This window comes from uncultured Amphritea sp., from assembly GCF_937127095.1.
In the GTDB taxonomy this organism is placed as follows: Bacteria; Pseudomonadota; Gammaproteobacteria; order Pseudomonadales; family Balneatricaceae; genus Amphritea.
In genome coordinates this window covers 141,243-160,945 of record NZ_CAKZLP010000060.1, presented here as the reverse complement: position 1 = coordinate 160,945, position 19,703 = coordinate 141,243, and the positions used below count along the sequence as shown (strand labels likewise).

Genomic DNA, 19,703 nt, shown 5'->3' with positions numbered 1-19,703 from the left:
GAAAGTCAGCCGTTATAGCTGGCTTTTTTTATCTGTATTAGCATCTGAAATTAGTCATTCTTAACAAAATAGATCTATGCTAAAGCTAAGTAAAATAGAGCTAGGTCATATTTTTATAGGCCTGATTAATTAAGTTGTGTCAGGTTGCGGGCTGGAAAGCCTTTAGCTGTTGGAGATATGGATGTTAAGAGTTGCCCCGTGGCTAGTACTAATAATTAGTTTGACATGCAGTTCGCTTATCTCTGTATATGGGGCAGACCAGCCGGTTAGCTCAGACGGCCTTAGTGTCGATAGCTCAATCAATTCAAATGCCCTGGTAAATTCAGGCACTTCAGTTAAATCCGATACCTTAACCAGTCCCGATGGTTCTTGGCGAGAGCAGAATCTGAGCGCTGATGAGATCGCCTGGCTGGAGCAACACCCCCGATTAAAATTGGGTATTGATCGTCAATTCTTACCCTATGAGTGGGTCGATGAAGAGGGGAATTATATCGGTATTGCTGCTGATTATTTCCGTTTATTGGAACAGCGACTGCAGGTCTCATTTGTGCCTGTTATCGATAAGGGCTCCTGGAATGACGTTTTAAAGGCTGCCAAAGCAGGCGAGCTTGATCTATTGTCCTGTTTGGTTGAAACCGCTGATCGTGCTGCGTATCTCGACTTTACTGAACCCTATCTTTCCAGCATAGCAGTGATTATTAGTGAACAATCCAAAGGTTATATCGGTACGCTGGATAAGCTGGACGGTAAACGGGTGGCTATCCACAAGGGCCATTTCACCAATGAACTGTTGCGCCGTGACTATCCCGGGATAAACATCATCAACCCGACCACTATTCAGGAAGCCCTGAGAATGGTGGCTGATGGCGGTGCTGATGCTTTTGTTGGCGATGCGACCGCTGCCAGTTTTGTGATGAAGCAGGAGGGGATTCTCAATCTGAGCTTTTCCGGACACACCGACTATCAGAGTGATTTTCGTATCGCTGTTTATCAGGGCAATCCGATGCTATTGGGAATCATCGGGAAAGCGCTCAACAGTATCACTGAGGCTGAACGTAACCAGATATTTGACCACTGGACCGGCCTGGCAATTCCCCAGAACGGAGTGGCATTGGAAAAGATACTGAAAATCAGTGCTGTCGTGTTGCTTGTTTTTCTGTTTTTTATCTACTGGAACTTCCGTTTACGTCGATCTGAAGAAGCCCATCGGCTGAGTGAACAGCGCTTCAAAAATCTTGTGGATACATCCGATGGCATCGTGTGGGAATCTGAGTATGAATCCCACACCTACACTTACATGAGTGAAAACGTCGTCAGAATTTTAGGCTATTCACTGGATACCTGGTTAACGCCAGATTTCTGGATAAATCATATCCATCCTGATGATCGTGAGCAGACGCTCAGGTGCTCTGGGAAAGAGATATTCAATATCCATAACCATCAGCTTGAATATCGCTTTTTAACGGCCAGCGGCGCCACTGTCTGGATTCGCGATATGGTCAGGGTGGTGGCTGAAAACGGAAAGCCGCGCTGGCTTCGCGGATTGATGCTGGATATCACTGACCAGAAAATGGCTGAGATTCTGATGCATAAAAGTGAATCCCGGTTCCGCGAGTTAATTGAGAGTCTGCCCGCCATCGCGGTGCAGGGATATGATGAGAAGCGCAGGGTGATCTACTGGAATGATGCCAGTGAGGCGCTTTATGGTTATCGCCGTGAGGAGGCGTTAGGCCAGCCACTGGAAAGGCTGATTATTCCAGAGCCTATGCGCGATATCGTGGTTGAGCATCACCTCCGCTGGCTGGAAAAGGGGGTGGAGATACCCGCTGCTGAGTTAGATTTACAGCATAAAGATGGCAGCCTGGTGCCGGTATTCTCCAGCCATGTCATGCTCAAGTCTGCCGAGGGTGGACAGGAGATGTACTGTATCGACGTCAACCTGATTGAGCAGAAACGGGCCCATGCTGAGCTGACCCAAATGGCTCATTTTGATCCCTTAACTCAGCTACCTAACCGAAGAACGTTTACTGATCGTCTGCGGCAGATGATGAAAAGGTCGGACCGGGAGGGCGAGCAGGTCGCCGTAATGATGATCGATCTGGACCGTTTCAAAGAGGTGAATGATTCTCTCGGACACGATTATGGTGACATGCTTCTGCAAGATGCTGCCGAGCGGCTGATCTCCTGCGTGCGGGAAACCGATACGGTAGCCCGGTTAGGCGGTGATGAATTTTTGGTTATCCTGGGAAGTATTGGCGACCATTCTGTGATTGAGCGAGTCGCCAGAAACATTCTGCAACAGCTGACCGAGCCCTTTCTGCTGAGGGATAATCGTGCATTTGTGTCTGCCAGTATCGGTATCACGCTCTATCCCTCTGATGCGATGACGCTGGAGGCATTGATGAAAAATGCTGATCAGGCAATGTATGCGGCAAAGGAACAGGGGCGTAACCGGTTTCATTACTTTACCCCCGAAATGGAAGCCGTGGCTCAACAGCGTCGGCGTATGTTGAACGAGCTGCGTGAAGCGATAAGCCTGCAGCAGTTTGAGGTCTATTATCAGCCGATCATCAATATGAAGGATGGCAGTGTCGTTAAGGCAGAGGCGTTGTTACGCTGGAACCATCCGCGAGGACAGGTTTCGCCACTGGACTTTATACCGCTGGCTGAGGAAACCGGCTTGATTGTCGATATCGGCAACTGGGTGTTTGCTGAGGTTGTGCGGCAAACATCAATCTGGCAAGCGCACTTTAATAGCGACCTGCAGGTGAGCGTAAATACGTCACCGGTTCAGTATCAGAATGAGAACAGTAATAAACCTGGCTGGTTTGGCAATATCCTGAATCATAATCTGAATGCTGCAAGTCTTTGCATTGAAATTACCGAAAGCCTGCTGATGGAGGCGGGTAAGGGTGTTACTGACAAGCTGTTACAGTTTCGGGATCAGGGTATAGAGGTGGCGTTGGACGACTTTGGCACCGGTTATTCATCACTGGCGTATCTGAAACAGTTTCATATTGACTATCTTAAAATAGACCAGAGCTTTGTCTCTAATCTGACACCCGGGTCTCAGGATCTGGTGCTCTGTGAAGCGATCATTGTGATGGCGCATACCTTGGGTATCCGGGTCATTGCTGAGGGCGTTGAAACCGAGCAGCACAAGCAGATGTTGCTGGATATTGGCTGTGATTTTGGTCAGGGGTATCTGTTTGGCCGCCCTGTGCCTGCACGGGAGTTTGCCGAGCAATGGCTTCAGACTCCGGTCAGCGATACGCTGGAGTGAGGGGAATGAGATTCATTGTGGTCCCCGTTCAGGTCTGCTACCTCGTTAAATCACGCAAGTATCAGTTTCTGTAAATCATTAGTACAAGCGCTACCGTCTAATATCCCAATCGCTACGGGTAACCCTTCATAGTTGTCTTCTGTTTATTTTCCCGATTGATAATTATCAAGTGATGCATTGTTAACAGTTGTTACTATACTTCCTAACTTCAAGGTGCGACAAATCGTCGCACCGAGTCAGGCCAGGGAGTTATGTGTGAACTCATTGATTAAAAAAAGGACCTCGTCCGTTACTGCTGTATGTACAGCGATGGTCTTCATGGTTGTTGGATTGCTTGGCTCGACGGTTTCAGCGGCTGATATGCCGTCCCAATCGGCTATGCAGAGCAGTGAGGGGGGGACATCAATGCAGCATCGGATGGTCGGTGATTCAACGATACAGATGATGGCGGAAACAGTGATTGTCACCGGCGTGGTAAAGCGATTACTCGCCGACACAGGGCAAGTTATTGTGCAGCATCAACCGATTCCTGACTGGAATATGTCTGCGATGCAGATGAAATTTGATCTGACGAGTGGTCTGTCGACTACTGATTTTACCGAAGGTCGGCAGATCCGTTTTCGTCTGCAACAGAGCAATATGATGAAGTTTACGATTGTCGAGCTGCTGCCATAGCATCGCCCGGTTCAGTGAGCTTCGTATGAAAGTGTGGTAGCTATAATGAATTCATCATCCCCTCTCAACCGAAACTCTCCGTTTATGCTGTTCCTGCTAATAGCGGTCTGTTTTGTCTGTTCCGTTGCCAATGCGATGGTGCCGGTTTCTGATGCCCAAAAACTGGATACTATCCGTCGGGCCTTTCCTGAGGCGACATCTGTGAGTGAGAAACAACCGATAGTTGAAGGCAAAGTGCTCGCCTGGAGCGTTTACAAGGGGGAGGAGGTTCTGGGTTATGGCTTTGAAACCAATGATGTCACCAAAATTCCTGCTTACTCTGGTAAACCTGTTAATACCCTTGTGGTGATGAATCTCAACGGAAGGATTCTTGCTACCCGGGTATTGGAACATCATGAGCCTATATTGCTGGTGGGTATTCCAGAACAGAAACTGTTTGATTTTGTTGCTGCCTACGAAGGGCTGAGTGTGACCGATAAAGTGCGGGTTGGCGCGGGCAACAACAAAGATATTCTGAATGTTGATGTGGTCGCTGGCGCGACCGTTACCGTCATGGTTGTGAACGAAGGGATCATGCGTTCAGCCCGTAAATTCGCTCAGATTATGGGAATTGCGGGCTTGACGGAGCAAGCGGCCATACCCAAGGCAACTATAAAAGCTGATCAGTTTGTTAAGTCTGACTGGATCACCCTCACCGGTGACGGTTCTATACGTCATCTGGTGCTGACTGAAGCGGATGTGGATAAGGCCTTTGTCGGAACCTCTGTTGAAACCCGAGGCAAGAATGGGGAGGGGCGTCAGAAGCGAACATTTATTGAGATGTATTATGCCCCGTTAAATATCCCCGTTATCGGCCGGAATCTGTTAGGCGATGAACAGTATCGCTGGCTGATGGGGGAGCTTGGTGAGGGGGACCAGGCGCTGGCCGTGATGGGGGAAGGGCAGTACTCGTTCAAAGGAAATGGTTATGTGCGGGGCGGTATTTTTGACCGGACTCAGTTACAGCAGTCCGGTAAGTCGATTAGCTTCCATGATACCGATTACTATCGTCTGGATGATGTTTATATTGAGGGTTTCCCCGGCTTTCGTGAGATGGCGATTTTCATTGTCCGGGATCAGTATGACTTTGATCTGGGCACGCCATGGCAGCTTGAGCTGCTGGTGCGGCGGCAGAAAGGTGCGCTGGAGAGTGTCTTTACCAGTTTTTACGGTGACTATCTGACACCTGAAAAATACCTTGATCGTCCTGAACCGGTAGCTGAACCAGAGCCTGAAGCGCTATGGGTGTCTATTTGGAAGGAGCGAGCATTTCAGATTGGGGTGCTAACTGTGGCGCTGATCGTGTTGTTTATCGTCATCTTTATCCAGGATGTGCTGGTGCGTTATCCACGGCTGATGCACGGTATTCGTCGAGTTTATCTGGTCTTTACGGTGTTCTTTATCGGCTGGTATACCTTAGGCCAGCTTTCTGTGGTGAATGTTTTTACATTTGTTCATGCGCTTAAAGGGGACTTTCAGTGGAGCCTGTTCCTGCTTGATCCAATGCTCTTTATCCTCTGGGGATTTACCGCCATGACCATGCTGTTATGGGGGCGAGGTATTTTCTGCGGCTGGCTATGTCCGTTTGGTGCGGCTCAGGAGCTGATCAATGAACTGGCCCGCAAACTTAAAATTAAGCAATTCGACCTGCCATTTGCGGTACATGAACGTCTGTGGGCGCTGAAATATGTAATTCTGTTGGGTTTATTTGCCATCTCGCTGGAGTCACTGGCTGAAGCTGAGCGTTATGCCGAGATTGAGCCATTTAAAACCACGTTTCTGCTGAAGTTTCAGCGTGACTGGGGGTATGTGTTCTATGCCGTATTCCTGTTAGGGATCAATTTATTCACTCGAAAAGTGTATTGCCGATATGTCTGCCCGCTGGGTGCGGCGCTGGCGATACCGGCCCGCTTACGCCTGTTTGACTGGCTCAAGCGCCGCAAGGAGTGTGGTCAGCCCTGTAAGATCTGCGCCAACGAGTGCGAGATTCAGGCGATCCACCCGGATGGCCGAATTAATGCCAATGAATGCCATCAGTGTCTGGACTGTCAGGTGACCTATTACCGTGATGACAAATGTCCTCCTCTGGTACAGAAAAAACGTAAGAAAGCTAAACAAGAAGCTGCATTGAATAGTATTCCAGTAGTGCAAATTGACGACCTGACCATCCAGTCAGGCGCCTGAATAAAAGACCACCTCGTCATAAGACCGGGTGTCATTATTATGGAGATCAACATCATGATAGATCCTAAGGATAAGAGCCTTCCTGTGATTGATACTGAAGACTCACACGCAAGTGAACATGTGAAACTAAGCCGTCGATTGTTCCTGGGTGGTTCTGCTGCACTGGTTGGTGGCGCTGCTGCAATGGGCGCAACGATGGGTGGTGCGCTGATGCCCTCGGTAGCGCATGCATCGACTGATGCCAAACACACGGTAGGACCCGGTGAGCTGGATGAATACTACGGATTCTGGAGTGGTGGCCATCAGGGCGAGGTGCGCGTATTAGGCCTGCCTTCCATGCGCGAACTGATGCGCATCCCGGTTTTCAACGTTGATAGTGCAACCGGTTGGGGTATCACCAACGAAAGTAAGGAAGTACTGGGTGAGAATGCGCCGTTGAACGGTGACTGCCACCATCCGCATATGTCTATGACCGATGGTCACTATGACGGTAAGTATATTTTCATCAACGATAAGGCCAACACCCGTGTTGCCCGTATCCGCGGTGATATCATGAAGACTGATAAGATTACGACTATTCCAAATTGTCAGGCGATTCACGGTCTGCGGGTTCAGAAAGTACCTTATACCAAATACATATTTGCTAACGCCGAATTCCGTATGCCGCACCCTAACAACGGCCTGAATATGGATGACATCGAAGGTTATTATACGCTGTTTAATGGCCTGGATGCGGAGTCCATGGACGTGGCGTGGCAGGTCATTGTCGATGGTAACCTGGATAATACTGACGCTGATTACACTGGTAAGTATGCGTTTTCTACCTGCTATAACTCTGAAGGTGCTATTGATCTGCCGGGTTCTATGCGTAATGAACGTGACCACCTGGTTATCTTCAATATTGAGCGTATCGAAGCGGCAATTAAAGCCGGTAAGTTTATTACCCTGCCGGGGTCTGATGTGCCTGTCGTTGACGGGCGTAAAGGTTCAGAGCTGACCCGTTATGTCCCCGTACCTAAGAACCCGCACGGTATTAATACCGCGCCTGGCGGTAAGTATGCGGTTGCCAATGGCAAGCTGTCGCCGACGGTAACGGTATTTGAACTGGCTAAGTTTGATGATTTGTTTGCCGATAAAATTCAGCCGCGAGACACCGTCGTTGCCGAAGTTGAACTGGGTCTTGGACCTCTGCATACCGCTTTCGATGGGCGCGGTCATGCTTTCACCACGCTGTTTATCGATAGTCAGGTATGTAAATGGGACGTCGAGAAAGCGATCCGTTTCTACAACGGCGAGAAAGTAGATTACATTCTGCAGAAGCTGGATGTTCACTACCAGCCAGGACACAACCATACCACGATGGGTGAAACCCGCGACGCGGATGGTAAGTATCTGGTATCTCTGCAGAAGTTCTCGAAAGACCGGTTCCTGAAGTGTGGCCCACTGCACCCTGAAAACGATCAGCTGATCGACATTTCCGGTGATGAAATGAAGCTGATTCACGATGGTCCTGCGTTCGCTGAACCACATGATTGTATGATGGTCCATCGTTCTAAGGTTAAGACCCGTAAGCTGTATGATCGTAAAGATCCTACATTCGCCACGACTGTTGCGATGGCGAAGAAAGACGGTATTACGCTTGAAACTGATAGCAAGGTGATCCGTGACGGTAATAAGGTGCGGGTTTACATGACCTCGGTTGCGCCTAATTACGGTCTGAATGAGTTTAGAGTCAAGCAGGGAGATGAGGTAACGGTTGTTATCACAAACCTGGATCAGATCGAAGACGTAAGCCACGGTTTCTGTATGGTAAACCACGGTGTCCAGATGGAGATCAGTCCTCAGCAGACGGCTTCTGTAACCTTCAAAGCTGACCAGGTGGGCGTACATTGGTACTACTGTAACTGGTTCTGCCATGCGCTTCACATGGAGATGCGTGGTCGTATGCTGGTTGAGCCGGCTTAAATATCCGGTTTTGGCTGAAAAGCTGAGTGCAACGGGGTATTACAGAGTTTGTCGGAAAAGTATGCTTAAGTAAGCCGCAGAGCTTATATTGATAAACTGCTGTGATACCTTATCAAACCGGTCCTGCAACGTTTAATACTGACCAGGACCGGGTCTCCTCTTTGTCCAGGGTGCTTCTATGAGTCTGCTGTTTGCTCGGTTCGGTTGTCTGCTTCTGCTGTACATGAGCACTATGCTTTCTGCTCAGGCTGCAACCATTAATGTTACCCCGACAGATAACCTGCAATCGGTACTGGATAGTGTTCAGTCCGGAGATCAGGTGGTACTGAGTGAGGGGGTCTATCAAGGCAATTTTGTCATTGCGCACGCCATCGAGCTATCCGGTGAAGCGGGTGCTGTGCTTGATGGACAGAATAAAGGTCATGCGCTGCACATTAATTCAGCGGGTGCCTATATCCATAATTTAAGAATTCAGAACTGGGGTATCAATCTCACCGATCTGGATTCCGGTATTTTTGTTTCCCGTTCCGCAGCGAATACACGTATTGAGCATAATTATCTGCAGGGTGGTGGTTTTGGTATCTGGGTGGATGCCTCCCCGGACGTCAAAATTGTTGCGAATAAGATTGAAGGCGATCTGAGTATGCGATCATCCGATCGGGGTAACGGTATCCACCTTTACAATGTGACAGGTGCCTTAGCTGAGAATAATGAGGTATGGCATACCCGGGATGGTATTTATATTGATACCAGTAATAAAAATGAACTGGTCGGCAATTATCTTCATGACCTGCGTTACGGGGTGCACTACATGTACTCCTACCATAATCGGATAGCGAATAATGTCACCCGGAATACCCGTACCGGCTATGCGCTGATGCAATCTAAGTACCTGACCGTTGTCGGTAACCGATCTGAAAATGATTCTAACTACGGCATATTAATGAACTACATTACTGATTCCGTTATTCGGGATAACCGGGTAACCGGGGTGCAAAACAGTCGTAATCCCCATATGCAGCAGCAAACCAATCTGGCAGGCCTGGAGGGTAAGGCGCTGTTTATCTATAACTCCCTGTTTAACGAGATCAGAGACAACCTGTTTGCCGAGAGCGATATGGGGATCCACCTGACAGCGGGTTCGGAAGACAATGTGCTAAGCGGCAACGCATTTATCAGCAATAAAGAGCAGGTCAAGTATGTCGCCACCCGCACTCAGGATTGGTCCGATGCCGGTGTGGGTAATTTCTGGAGTGATTATCTGGGCTGGGATATGGATAGTGATGGTATTGGTGATGTGGTGTATGAGCCAAATGACAGTGTTGATCAGCTGCTGTGGAAGTTTCCTTCTGCCAAGTTGCTGCTGAACAGTCCGGCGGTAGAGACGCTGCGCTGGGTACAGCGTCAATTTCCCGTGTTGAAATCTCCGGGGGTCGTGGATAGCCATCCGTTAATGGCGGTACCACAGTCTATTACTGATTCAGGTCTGGTACCCGGGTCAGCAGGCGCGCAGTGGGTTGGGAATTGATATGAGAAGTTCGAATAATATTGTTGAATTACAGCAGGTTGAGAAAAAATATCAGGGCGTTAATGCGCTTCAGCAACTTGATCTGGAGGTGCGTCAGGGCGAAGTGCTGGGGTTGTTTGGTCATAACGGTGCGGGTAAGACGACGACGATTAAACTGATTCTCGGCCTGATCAATGCAACGGCGGGTGAGGTCAGAGTATTTGGCGAAGACCCGACTCAGCCTGAGGCTCGTCACCTGCGACGTAAACTGGGTTTTTTGCAGGAGAACGTTAGCTTCTACGACCAGCTGAGCGGGCTGGAGGTACTGCAGTATTTTGCCCGTTTGAAAGGCGTCCCGGAGAAACACTGTCCTGCTTTGCTGGAGCAGGTGGGACTGGCGCAGGCCGGAATGCGTCGGGTAAAAACCTATTCCAAGGGGATGCGGCAGCGTCTTGGCCTTGCTCAGGCACTGTTAGGTGAACCAAAACTGTTATTGCTGGATGAACCTACCGTGGGGCTGGATCCTATCGCCACCCAGGATTTTTATCATCGTATTGAAGAGCTGAAGCAGCGAGGCTGTACCGTCATACTCTGTTCCCATGTGTTACCGGGGGTGGAAAAATATATCGACCGGGCGTTGATTCTTGGGCAGGGACGTTTGCTCGCTGAAGGCAGCATTCATGATCTGCGCCAGCAGGCTGATTTGCCGGCGATTTTTCATCTGCAAGGGAGTGGAATGGTGTTGCCGGACAACCTGTCAGCCCTGATAGATCGCAACGAAACAGGATTGAAACTGGATATTCCTCTTCCGGGGAAGATGGCAGCCATGCAACAGATAATGGGGTTGGCGGGACTGGAAAACCTGGATGTTCAGCTACCCTCTTTAGAAGACCTGTACACGCATTTTATTGCAACCAGTGCCGGCGAAACAGTCGCTGCGGCGCAGGAGGTTCGCTAATGAATGCGGTTCTGACGGTTGCTAATAAAGAGTTTCATGATGGTTTGCGAAACCGCTGGGTGCTGTCGATCTGTGTGATCTTTGCGGTATTGGCGATTGGCCTGGCGTATTTCGGTGCCGCCGCAGCGGGTAAGGTCGGTTTTACATCGCTGTCGACCACTATCGTCAGCCTGGCAAGCCTGGCGGTGTTTATTATTCCACTGATTGCGCTGATGCTGGCCTATGACGGGCTGGTGGGTGAAGATGAAAATGGTACGCTGTTGCTGTTGATGACCTATCCACTGTCACGTTGGCAGTTATTGCTGGGGAAAATGGTCGGGCAGGGAGCGGTAATGGCGTTTTCCACCCTGATTGGTTTTGGTTCATCCGCCATTATGATGGGGGTTTTCTCCGGCACGACCACCTGGGGAGAGTTATTTGGTGCTTATAGTATATTTATCTTTTCAGCCATGCTGTTGGGGTGGATCTTTATCGCCATTGCTTATGTGATTAGTGCATCGGTTTCGGAGAAGTCGAAAGCAGCGGGGATCGCTCTGATCACCTGGTTTATCTTCGTTTTGGTGTTTGATCTGGGGTTGCTGGGGATGCTGGTTGCGACCCAGGGCAATGTTGATGAAACATTGTTTCCGTATCTGTTACTACTCAACCCTACAGATATCTTCCGGTTGGTAAATATAACGTATTTTGCCGATCAGAATCTCACCGGACTCATGGCAATCGCGCAGCAGTCTCAGTTTTCAACCCTGTCATTGTTTGTGGGTTTACTGCTCTGGCTGGTACTGCCGGCCTCGCTGGCGATGGCGATCTTTAATAAGCGGGGATTGTAATGAAGCACTGGTTAAAACTCTTTACTATCCTGTTGTCGCTGGCAATGCTGGCGGGTTGTGGTGAAGATGAAAAGGAAACGATGGTACGACAGGCGATCACGATAGAAAGCGGGGCAGAGTGCCATCTGTGCGGTATGATTATCAGCAACTTTCCCGGCCCTAAGGGACAGCTGTATGCAAAAGGGGGCCGGGGCAATATGCAGTTCTGTTCTACCCGGGATCTGTTTGCTTTTATTGTTGATCCTGAAAATCAGCAGAACATTCAAGAGGTCTTTGTCCACGATATGGCGGTGACTCCCTGGGATCATCCGGATGATGAAACCTATATCGATGCCCGCCAGGCGTTCTTCGTGATAGGTCACCAAAAAAAAGGCGCGATGGGGCCAACACTTGCCAGCTTTTCCAAACAGACCGATGCCGAAGCGTTTGCGGATTCTGAAGGTGGCAAGGTCTATCGTTTCGAACAGATTACCCTAGATCTGCTGATTAGCATGAACAATATGGGAGCCAACTAACTGCGCTTATAATTCCAGGCTAACATCGCTTTCCCAGGATTAATTTTTTTGTTGCTTAGGAACGATGCAGGTGGGTAGCGAGCAGTGCTTAGTTGATACGGATTCAGCGATGGAGTTGCTTATCTCATTCCGGCTGTCCCGATAGATTGGCAGATCCGGCTCGATTGAAACCGCGCAATTGATTGATTCCATCGCCGCCGGTGTACAGCCTGTTTTCATTAATGAGTAAGCCAGGTTATTCCACCCTGCCGCAGCGGCAGGGTCTTTTTCAATATAGCGAATGAAGTAGTCTGAAGCACTGTCGTAGCGTTGCTGCGCGTAGCGGATGTTGCCCAGGCCCATCAGCGCGGCGGAACTGTCAGGCCATTGTTCTAAGGCTGTCTGGTACGCCTGAGCGGCGGCGCTCATCAATTCTTCATTCTGTATACCCAGCTGTTCCAGCTTATTTGCCGCTTCAATGTAACGTTGCAGCGTAGCTGTGGCGGGTAATCGGTCGGGTGGCAGTATCACTCTGGCCCAATGGTCCGCTCTCGACCAGGTTTTCTCGAAAAGTGACAGGTCGGCAGGGTAACGTTTATCCGGGCCTGAACGCAGGTAGATCTGTTGTGCACTCAGGTCATAGCCGATGGCGACAGCAAAATGCCACTGGGGAAACCAGTTGAAGCCGAGGTTTTGCATTACTAGTACCGGGTGTCCGGCATCCAGCTCCCGCAATATGTCGCTCAGGTCAGGTTTCAGTGGATAGACAAGCAGATTATATTGCCGGGCGCTGGCTTCCAGTTCGATCGCCAGGGTTCCGCCTTTGCCTGGAATATAGAGATAGGGGCGCAGCTGTTCGGGGGTGGTGACAATGTGGTTATAGTCGAGCATGGTGGCCAGTGCGGCGGGGCCGCACTGATCATCCTGCTGGGGAAAATAGGCTAAGTCACTAATCTCTGTGGCACCGGAAATAGCGGGATCGGTGGTCAGCGTGTTGATCAGACGCTGATTACTGCTACAACCGGTGACCAGCAGCAGTATAACCATCAGCACCGCCATACGCGTTGCTGAGGGTAATCGCTGTGCAGGCAAACCGTTACACCGGAAGCCGGTCAGGTTAGTGATCCTGCTAGCGGTTAATACAGTGAACAAAGCTGAACAGGTCAGTTGCGCAGAGCATATCGGTGATGACGAAAATAACAAACACTAAACCGACCAGGCCCAGTATCCCTTCACCGGCGGGTTGAGCTGCCAGATTGGCATTCAGCTGGCTGATTTCATCCGGGGTCAGGCTGGCGACCCGCTGTTGCAGTTCCTGCGGATCAACGCCCATGTCTGCCAGTTGCTGTTGCAGTTCGGTGGATTCAAGTTTTTGCAGCAGATCGCTTTTAGTGTACTGCTGGTTTTCTGTCTGGATGATGGTGTCTGTGGAGATCATTGCGGCATTCACGGTGACACTCTGAAAACTCATCATCAACAGCATTGCGATCACTATCCGACCTATCCAGGTGTGTCTGAGAACGTTGTGTAGCATCATGATGTATACCCTCTGATAGCTGCTACTCCCCCCCAGGATAACAGCATTTTTAAATGAACTGATTAACAGTTAGTGCAAACTACCTGCATTTACAAACAGTTGACCCTACCAGTGTAGCTTAGTTTTATAAATTACAGCAGTGGTTGTGAAGCGAGTGTTTATGTCCGGCTGTACTGTTAGTTAATGCTGGAGACGAAAACAAAAAAGCCAGCAGGTATAACCGCTGGCTTTGTTTAGAAGGGTAAGGTTGCAGGCTGTTATCAGCCGGAAATGCCTTGTTTCTTCAGATACTCTTCGTAGCCGCCGCGGAAGTCGGTCAGACCATCCTCTTTCATGTCGATGATGCGGGTCGCCAGGGATGATACAAACTCACGGTCATGGCTGACAAAAATCAGCGTGCCGTCAAAGTTTTCCAGCGCCAGGTTGAGGGCTTCTATCGATTCCATATCCATATGGTTGGTCGGTTCATCCATCAGCAGGATGTTAGGTTGTTGCAGGATAAGTTTACCCAGCAGCATCCGGCCTTTTTCACCCCCGGAGAGAACCTTAACTGATTTCTTAATCTCATTTTGTGAAAATAGCATCCGACCGAGCGATGCACGAATAACCTGTTCATCAGACCCTGATTTTGTCCACTGGGCCATCCAGTCAAACAGGTTGCTCTCTTCTGCGAAGTCGTGGGCGTGATCCTGTGCGTAATAACCGATATTGCTATTTTCAGACCATTTTACCAGGCCGCTATCCAGCTCCAGTTCACCAAACAGGCTTTTCAGCAGGGTGGTTTTACCGATACCGTTGGGGCCGATAATCGCGATCCGCTCGCCTACTTCAACCATCATATCGAGGTCTTTAATCAGCGGCTCGCCACCATAGCCTTTGGTCAGGCCTTCGACTTCCAGAGCCAGACGGTGCAGCTTCTTCTCCTGGTCAAAGCGGATATAGGGGCTTTGACGGCTGGAGGGTTTGATATCGTTGAGTTCGATCTTCTCAATCTGACGTGCCCGAGAGGTGGCCTGCTTCGCCTTTGATGCGTTGGCTGAGAAGCGGCTGACGAAGCTGCGCAGTTCAGCGATCTGGGCTTTCTTCTTCGCATTGTCTGATTGCAGACGTTCCTGCAGGGCGGTGGAGGCGATCATATAATCGTCATAGTTGCCCGGATAAACCCGCAGTTCACCGTAGTCCAGATCGGCCATATGGGTGCAGACCGAGTTGAGAAAGTGACGGTCGTGAGAGATGATGATCATGGTGCTGTTACGGTCGTTCAAAACACCTTCAAGCCAACGGATAGTGTTGATATCCAGGTTGTTGGTAGGCTCGTCCAGCAGCAAAATATCGGGATCGGCAAACAGTGCCTGTGCCAGCAATACCCGCAGTTTCCAGCCGGGCGCGACCTCACTCATCGGGCCAAAATGCTGTTCTGTGGGGATGTCCAGCCCCAACAACAGTTCACCGGCACGGGACTCGGCGGTATAGCCATCCAGTTCGGCGAACTCGACTTCCAGTTCGGCGACTTTAATCCCTTCCTCTTCGGTCATATCGGCCAGGGAGTAGATGCGATCACGTTCCTGTTTAATCTCCCATAACTCGGCATGGCCCATGATTACCGTGTCAATAACGGTGAACTCCTCAAAGGCAAACTGATCCTGGCGCAGCTTACCGATGCGCTCATTGGGGTCTTTGCTGACGTTACCGGCAGAGGCTTCCAGATCATTACCCAGAATCTTCATCAGAGTGGATTTACCGCAGCCGTTCGCGCCGATCAGGCCGTAGCGGTTGCCCTCACCAAATTTAACAGAGATATTTTCGAACAGTGGCTTGGCGCCAAACTGCATAGTGATATTAGCGGTAGTCAGCAAAACAGGAACCCATCAGTCTAAGCGTTGAGGTGGAAATATGCGCGGTATTGTCCCACAGATCAGCCTTAAAGTGTGTGAATAGAGTGTTTCTTTTTGATAATTTAATGGTGATACTTCACCTGTTCTGCAACAGGTCGGGTATATGGATAAGAAACAGCTTATAGCACAGATCATCTGCAGGCTTCAGGCAGATCTCGATACTAATATAGCCGCGGCAAAAGAGGCCCGTGACGCGGCGACTCATGAAGAGAGTGTGGCGGAAAACCAATATGATACCCTCGGCCTTGAGGCTTCTTATCTGGCCCATGGGCAATCGAAGCGGGTGCAGGCACTGGAGATTAATCTGGCGGATTACCGTGCTATGCCGTTGCGAGACTTCACTGGAGACTCCGCTGCTGGCCTGGGGGCACTGATTACCCTTGAAGGTATTCAAGAAAACAGCGTCAGCATAGTGAAACACCTGTTCATCGGTCCTGCAGGGGGCGGTATTCAGATTAACGATGGCGTTTATACGGTGGTTGTTATTACTCCGGAAGCACCGATTGGCCGGGCGCTGATGGGGCGCTATCTGGGTGATTTCGTTAAACTGCCCCAGGGTGAATTTGAGATTACGGCTATCCGCTGATGACGTATAATCGCCGGCAACCGTTTACGCGGGCTCAACAGCAGCCCTAAAGTACATTAAGGAATAACCATGAGTGTTACCAAAGATAAAGTTGTGCAATTTCATTACAACCTGACCGATGCTGATAACAGTGTTGAAGAAACCACCCGGGGAGGTTCTCCCATGGCATACCTGCACGGCCACGATAATATGATCAGTGGTCTCGAACAGGCGATGGAAGGGAAAGCGGTAGGCGATACTTTTTCGGTCACTCTGGAGCCAAAAGATGCCTATGGTGAGTTTCTGCCAGATTGTGAACAGCGTATTCCGGTAAAACACCTGCAAGGCGCGAAGAAATGGCGTCCGGGTATGGTCGGCACCGTGCATACAGAGCAGGGGCTGCGTCAGGTTAAAGTGGTTAAAGTCGGTAAATTCATGGTAACGGTAGATAACAACCATCCATTGGCGGGTAAAGTGTTAACGTTTGATATCGAGATCGTTGACATTCGCGATGCCTCTGCAGAAGAGGTCTCCCACGGACACGCCCACGGTGATGGCGGGCATCATCACTAAAACGCCGTTAAGAGCAGATCGCGGCTTCGCCGTTAGTTAGACGCTACGCTTGCTAGTGGTTAGAACGGAAACTGCGTTTCCTGCTAGAAAAAGCCAGAACAAAATATAAAACCGCCGCGAGGCGGTTTTTAGGTTTTTGTAGGAGCTCCTTTAGCATGCCCTCTGGGTATCAGAGGCGATGGATTGTCAGGTAGTTAGGGCGCTAACTTGCTGGTTAAAGACGCTTGATCTCATTGCCACTAGCAAGCAGCGCAGCTGCGTTCTGGCAAGCGACAAAGTCGCGTCTGTGTTTTGATTTACCCGCACAATCCCCCCGATAGAGAAATTCTAATGGCTCCCTTCTGAAATCTGCTTGATACTCGTTGGTAAATCAGATCAGGGGGATCTATGAAAACTGAACGTTTAGAATTTACCGGCCATGACGGCTCTTTATTGGCCGCAAGTCTTGATCTACCCGTTGGTAAACCCGCGGCGTATGCGTTGTTTGCGCACTGTTTTACCTGCTCAAAGGACTTACAGGCTTCGCGGCGCATCGCTCAGCGGCTGGCTTCTTTAGGCATTGCGGTGCTGCGGTTTGATTTCACCGGGCTGGGGCACTCTCAGGGGGAGTTTGCCAATACCGGCTTTAGCTCAAATATGCAGGACCTGTTGCAGGCGGTTGGTTTTCTCCGTGAGCACTATGCTGCGCCCCAGTTACTTATTGGGCACTCCCTGGGCGGTGCGGCCATTCTGGCCATTGCGGCTGAAGTGCCTGAGGCCAAAGCGGTCGTTACTATCGGCGCACCAGCCGATCCGCAACATGTGTTGCACAATCTGGGTGAACAGTTAGAAACGATCTGTGTCGAAGGTGAAGCCCGGGTCAGCCTGGCTGGGCGGGACTTCACGATCAAACGACAGTTTGTCGATGATATCGCCGCTGTTTCGCTGGAACAGGCGGTTAAAAGTTTGCGTAAGGCGCTGCTGGTGATGCATGCGCCGCTGGATACCGTGGTTGGACTGGACAATGCTGCGCGGATCTTCCAGATGGCAAAGCATCCTAAAAGCTTTGTCACACTGGACTCTGCCGATCACCTGCTGAGTCAGCAGGAGGATGCTGATTATGCTGCCGAGGTGATATCGACCTGGGCGCAACGCTATATTGATATTCAGGTTTTACCCAGGTATCTCAATGCACCGGAAGGTATCACCCGGGTGTGCGAGGCGGATCCGAACGGTTTTACCCAGGATATCAGCGCGGCCGGACATCATCTGATGGCGGATGAACCTGTCAGCTATGGTGGTAGCTATCTGGGGCCGACCCCCTATCAATTGGTGGCTGCGGGTCTGGGTGCCTGTACTTCAATGACTATCAGAATGTATGCGCGGCAAAAGAAGATTCCTCTGGAACATGTTCAGGTGGATGTATCGCATGCAAAAATTCATGCTCAAGACTGTGCTTCCTGTGACAAAAACAGTGGCAAAGTCGATCAGTTTGAACGACAGATTACCCTGACGGGAGATCTGTCCGGGGAGCAGCGTCAACGTTTGCTTGAGATTGCTGATCGTTGTCCGGTGCATAAAACGCTGGAGGGGGATATCAGAATTGTCACCCGCCTGACCGATTAGCGGTAGTCTGCCTGGGAGACCGTCTTGGCAACGCTATCGTCCGGTATTGAGCTACACGTATGAATATCCTGGAATTTTGCGGGGTCGGAGTATTTGGAGGGATTTAGGTAGACTGTTGTGCTTTTTGGGCTATATGTTATGGAATAGTTGTTTTGGACTATAAGCTTTGGGGTGATATGCCAGAGGCGGGTGACGCACACTTCGCGACTACGGATAACTCCGGCAGAAGTCATGACCTTCTGCTTTAGTAAGTCTCAGATTTAAACTTTATTTTCTAAGTTGACAGCAGGGCGGTTTTTGCGGCTTAGCCATTAGCCCCATTGTTGTAGTTCCTGAGCTTTTTGACGAATCTTATTCATCAGGGTTAGCAGTTGATACAACTCATCCTCCGATAGTGCCGAGAGAATAAACGCTTCCCGTGCAAGAATTAGCGGCACCAGTTTCCGATATATCATTTTGCCCTTTTCCGTCAGGCTAAGCCGGGTATAGCGGCGGTCATCATTATCTTCCTGCTGGAGTATCAGGTCTGAGTCTTTAAGGCGGGAGACCGTGCGGCTGACCTGCATCTTTTCCAGGTTGCAATTGATAGCGATCTCTTTCGCCGTCATCGCTTTGTTATTCCCGAGGGCGGCCATCACCCGCCACTCCTGTCGGTTCAGATTAAAGCGGCCTGAATACAGTTGCGACATCGAGCGGCTGACGGCAGTGTCCAGTGTGGATAACTGGTAGGGAAAGTATTGGCTAAGCTCCAGTTGTTGCTCTGCATTATCCTGAGTGGCATGTTTATCGTTCACTTAGGTTAGTCTCTGATGGGCCAAAAAATAACCTTTATTCTATATGGTTATTATAGAAAAAGACAATTTCCAGTTATCGAATAATCTGGTTTTTTTTAATTTATATCATGAAAACAGTTACTTAATTCATTAAATGAACTGTTGGATAATAGTCACGGCTGTTACCCGTATAGCCTGATCATAATTGAGATGCTACTTTGGAGATAACTAAAACCGTCATAATAAAGATAAGAGTCAGAGGTTGACCCATGATCCAGATTGAGCAGATCCATCACGTTGCTTACCGTTGTAATGATGCCAAAGAAACCGTTGAGTTTTATAAAGATGTGTTGAATATGGATTTTTTGGTGGCTATTGCGGAAGACCGTGTCCCCTCAACAAAAGAACCTGACCCGTATATGCACCTGTTTCTGGATGCGGGAAATGGCAATATTCTGGCGTTCTTTGAATTACCTACTAAGCCAAAAATGGATAGAGACCAGAACACCCCTGCATGGGTGCAGCATATTGCATTCCGGGTTAAGGATGAGGCGGCGTTACTGGCAGCGAAAGCCGAAATCGAAGCGAAAGGCGTTGCCGTGATTGGCCCTACGGAGCACGGCATTATCCGTTCTATCTACTTTTTTGATCCTAATGGTCACCGCCTTGAACTGACCTACACCAAAGGATCTGATGAACAGATGGCCGAATTGAAGCGGGTGGCTCCGCTGATGCTAGAAGAGTGGTCGCAGACTAAAAAAGCGCCAAAACATGCGGCCTGGCTGCATGAAGAGGAGTTTAACGGGCTGGACTGATGGTCAGT

General features: G+C 49.8%; 16 protein-coding genes. 12 read left to right on the top strand and 4 right to left on the bottom strand.

Features of this window, described 5'->3' with window-relative positions; genetic code table 11:
* Positions 1-181 precede the first annotated feature (181 nt).
* The 8 genes from Q0499_RS15435 (at position 182) to Q0499_RS15400 (ending at position 11,953) form a co-directional block, all read left to right on the top strand.
* Entirely contained in the window at positions 182-3,283 is a 3,102-nt protein-coding gene (locus Q0499_RS15435) for an EAL domain-containing protein (RefSeq protein ID WP_299200812.1), read from the top strand.
* Between the two features lie 255 nt (positions 3,284-3,538).
* A complete protein-coding gene (locus Q0499_RS15430; protein ID WP_299200809.1) occupies positions 3,539-3,958 on the top strand; it encodes a copper-binding protein in 420 nt (139 codons plus the stop codon).
* A gap of 45 nt (positions 3,959-4,003) precedes the next feature.
* Positions 4,004-6,181, top strand: coding sequence for a transcriptional regulator NosR (gene nosR / locus Q0499_RS15425; protein ID WP_299200806.1), 2,178 nt, complete (start codon positions 4,004-4,006; stop codon positions 6,179-6,181).
* 54 nt (positions 6,182-6,235) lie between these two features.
* The gene (nosZ, locus tag Q0499_RS15420) at positions 6,236-8,146 is read left to right on the top strand and encodes a TAT-dependent nitrous-oxide reductase (protein WP_299200804.1); all 1,911 of its coding nucleotides are present in this window, start codon (positions 6,236-6,238) and stop codon (positions 8,144-8,146) included.
* A 178-nt stretch (positions 8,147-8,324) separates the two neighbouring features.
* Positions 8,325-9,674, top strand: coding sequence for a nitrous oxide reductase family maturation protein NosD (locus Q0499_RS15415; RefSeq protein ID WP_299200800.1), 1,350 nt, complete (start codon positions 8,325-8,327; stop codon positions 9,672-9,674).
* Between the two features lies 1 nt (position 9,675).
* Positions 9,676-10,611 (top strand): ABC transporter ATP-binding protein, encoded by a 936-nt coding sequence (locus tag Q0499_RS15410; RefSeq protein ID WP_299200797.1) that lies wholly within the window; start codon positions 9,676-9,678, stop codon positions 10,609-10,611.
* The gene (locus Q0499_RS15405) at positions 10,611-11,438 is read left to right on the top strand and encodes an ABC transporter permease subunit (protein WP_299200792.1); all 828 of its coding nucleotides are present in this window, start codon (positions 10,611-10,613) and stop codon (positions 11,436-11,438) included. The genes Q0499_RS15410 and Q0499_RS15405 overlap by 1 nt, the downstream gene beginning before the upstream one ends.
* On the top strand, positions 11,438-11,953 hold the full coding sequence (locus Q0499_RS15400) for a nitrous oxide reductase accessory protein NosL (protein WP_299200789.1): 516 nt from the start codon (positions 11,438-11,440) through the stop codon (positions 11,951-11,953). The genes Q0499_RS15405 and Q0499_RS15400 overlap by 1 nt, the downstream gene beginning before the upstream one ends.
* A 39-nt stretch (positions 11,954-11,992) precedes the next feature.
* Here the strand turns inward: Q0499_RS15400 and Q0499_RS15395 are convergent, their stop codons facing one another.
* The 3 genes from Q0499_RS15395 to Q0499_RS15385 all read right to left on the bottom strand — a co-directional run bounded on the left by Q0499_RS15395 (position 11,993) and on the right by Q0499_RS15385 (position 15,325).
* Positions 11,993-12,979, bottom strand: a complete 987-nt coding sequence (locus tag Q0499_RS15395) for a PA2778 family cysteine peptidase (protein WP_299200786.1) — start codon at positions 12,977-12,979, stop codon at positions 11,993-11,995.
* 82 nt (positions 12,980-13,061) lie between these two features.
* Complete coding sequence (locus Q0499_RS15390; protein WP_299200784.1) at positions 13,062-13,469, bottom strand: PA2779 family protein; 408 nt, start codon at positions 13,467-13,469, stop codon at positions 13,062-13,064.
* Positions 13,470-13,729: 260 nt separating this feature from the next.
* Positions 13,730-15,325 (bottom strand): ABC-F family ATPase, encoded by a 1,596-nt coding sequence (locus tag Q0499_RS15385; RefSeq protein WP_299200782.1) that lies wholly within the window; start codon positions 15,323-15,325, stop codon positions 13,730-13,732.
* Between the two features lie 142 nt (positions 15,326-15,467).
* Here Q0499_RS15385 and Q0499_RS15380 point away from each other — a divergent pair, with 142 nt between their 5' ends.
* The 3 genes from Q0499_RS15380 (at position 15,468) to Q0499_RS15370 (ending at position 18,107) form a co-directional block, all read left to right on the top strand.
* Complete coding sequence (locus tag Q0499_RS15380; protein WP_299200780.1) at positions 15,468-15,950, top strand: transcription elongation factor GreAB; 483 nt, start codon at positions 15,468-15,470, stop codon at positions 15,948-15,950.
* 69 nt (positions 15,951-16,019) lie between these two features.
* Positions 16,020-16,502, top strand: coding sequence for a peptidylprolyl isomerase (locus Q0499_RS15375; protein ID WP_299200778.1), 483 nt, complete (start codon positions 16,020-16,022; stop codon positions 16,500-16,502).
* 387 nt (positions 16,503-16,889) lie between these two features.
* The gene (locus Q0499_RS15370) at positions 16,890-18,107 is read left to right on the top strand and encodes a bifunctional alpha/beta hydrolase/OsmC family protein (RefSeq protein ID WP_299200776.1); all 1,218 of its coding nucleotides are present in this window, start codon (positions 16,890-16,892) and stop codon (positions 18,105-18,107) included.
* A 311-nt stretch (positions 18,108-18,418) separates the two neighbouring features.
* On the opposite strand, the gene Q0499_RS15365 is transcribed toward Q0499_RS15370, so the two are convergent.
* Complete coding sequence (locus tag Q0499_RS15365) at positions 18,419-18,901, bottom strand: winged helix DNA-binding protein (protein WP_299200774.1); 483 nt, start codon at positions 18,899-18,901, stop codon at positions 18,419-18,421.
* A gap of 248 nt (positions 18,902-19,149) precedes the next feature.
* Here Q0499_RS15365 and Q0499_RS15360 point away from each other — a divergent pair, with 248 nt between their 5' ends.
* Positions 19,150-19,695 (top strand): VOC family protein, encoded by a 546-nt coding sequence (locus tag Q0499_RS15360; protein WP_299200772.1) that lies wholly within the window; start codon positions 19,150-19,152, stop codon positions 19,693-19,695.
* The last annotated feature ends 8 nt before the right edge of the window (positions 19,696-19,703 follow it).

Bases quoted from the DNA above. Each gene is read 5' to 3' on its own strand.
- nosR (WP_299200806.1), top strand. From the start codon at position 4,004: ATGAATTCATCATCCCCTCTCAACCGAAACTCTCCGTTTATGCTGTTC.
- Q0499_RS15375 (WP_299200778.1), top strand. From the start codon at position 16,020: ATGAGTGTTACCAAAGATAAAGTTGTGCAATTTCATTACAACCTGACC.
- Q0499_RS15435 (WP_299200812.1), top strand. From the start codon at position 182: ATGTTAAGAGTTGCCCCGTGGCTAGTACTAATAATTAGTTTGACATGC.
- Q0499_RS15400 (WP_299200789.1), top strand. From the start codon at position 11,438: ATGAAGCACTGGTTAAAACTCTTTACTATCCTGTTGTCGCTGGCAATG.
- Q0499_RS15395 (WP_299200786.1), bottom strand. From the start codon at position 12,979: ATGGTTATACTGCTGCTGGTCACCGGTTGTAGCAGTAATCAGCGTCTG.
- Q0499_RS15360 (WP_299200772.1), top strand. From the start codon at position 19,150: ATGATCCAGATTGAGCAGATCCATCACGTTGCTTACCGTTGTAATGAT.
- Q0499_RS15390 (WP_299200784.1), bottom strand. From the start codon at position 13,469: ATGATGCTACACAACGTTCTCAGACACACCTGGATAGGTCGGATAGTG.
- Q0499_RS15380 (WP_299200780.1), top strand. From the start codon at position 15,468: ATGGATAAGAAACAGCTTATAGCACAGATCATCTGCAGGCTTCAGGCA.
- nosZ (WP_299200804.1), top strand. From the start codon at position 6,236: ATGATAGATCCTAAGGATAAGAGCCTTCCTGTGATTGATACTGAAGAC.
- Q0499_RS15410 (WP_299200797.1), top strand. From the start codon at position 9,676: ATGAGAAGTTCGAATAATATTGTTGAATTACAGCAGGTTGAGAAAAAA.
- Q0499_RS15415 (WP_299200800.1), top strand. From the start codon at position 8,325: ATGAGTCTGCTGTTTGCTCGGTTCGGTTGTCTGCTTCTGCTGTACATG.
- Q0499_RS15370 (WP_299200776.1), top strand. From the start codon at position 16,890: ATGAAAACTGAACGTTTAGAATTTACCGGCCATGACGGCTCTTTATTG.
- Q0499_RS15405 (WP_299200792.1), top strand. From the start codon at position 10,611: ATGAATGCGGTTCTGACGGTTGCTAATAAAGAGTTTCATGATGGTTTG.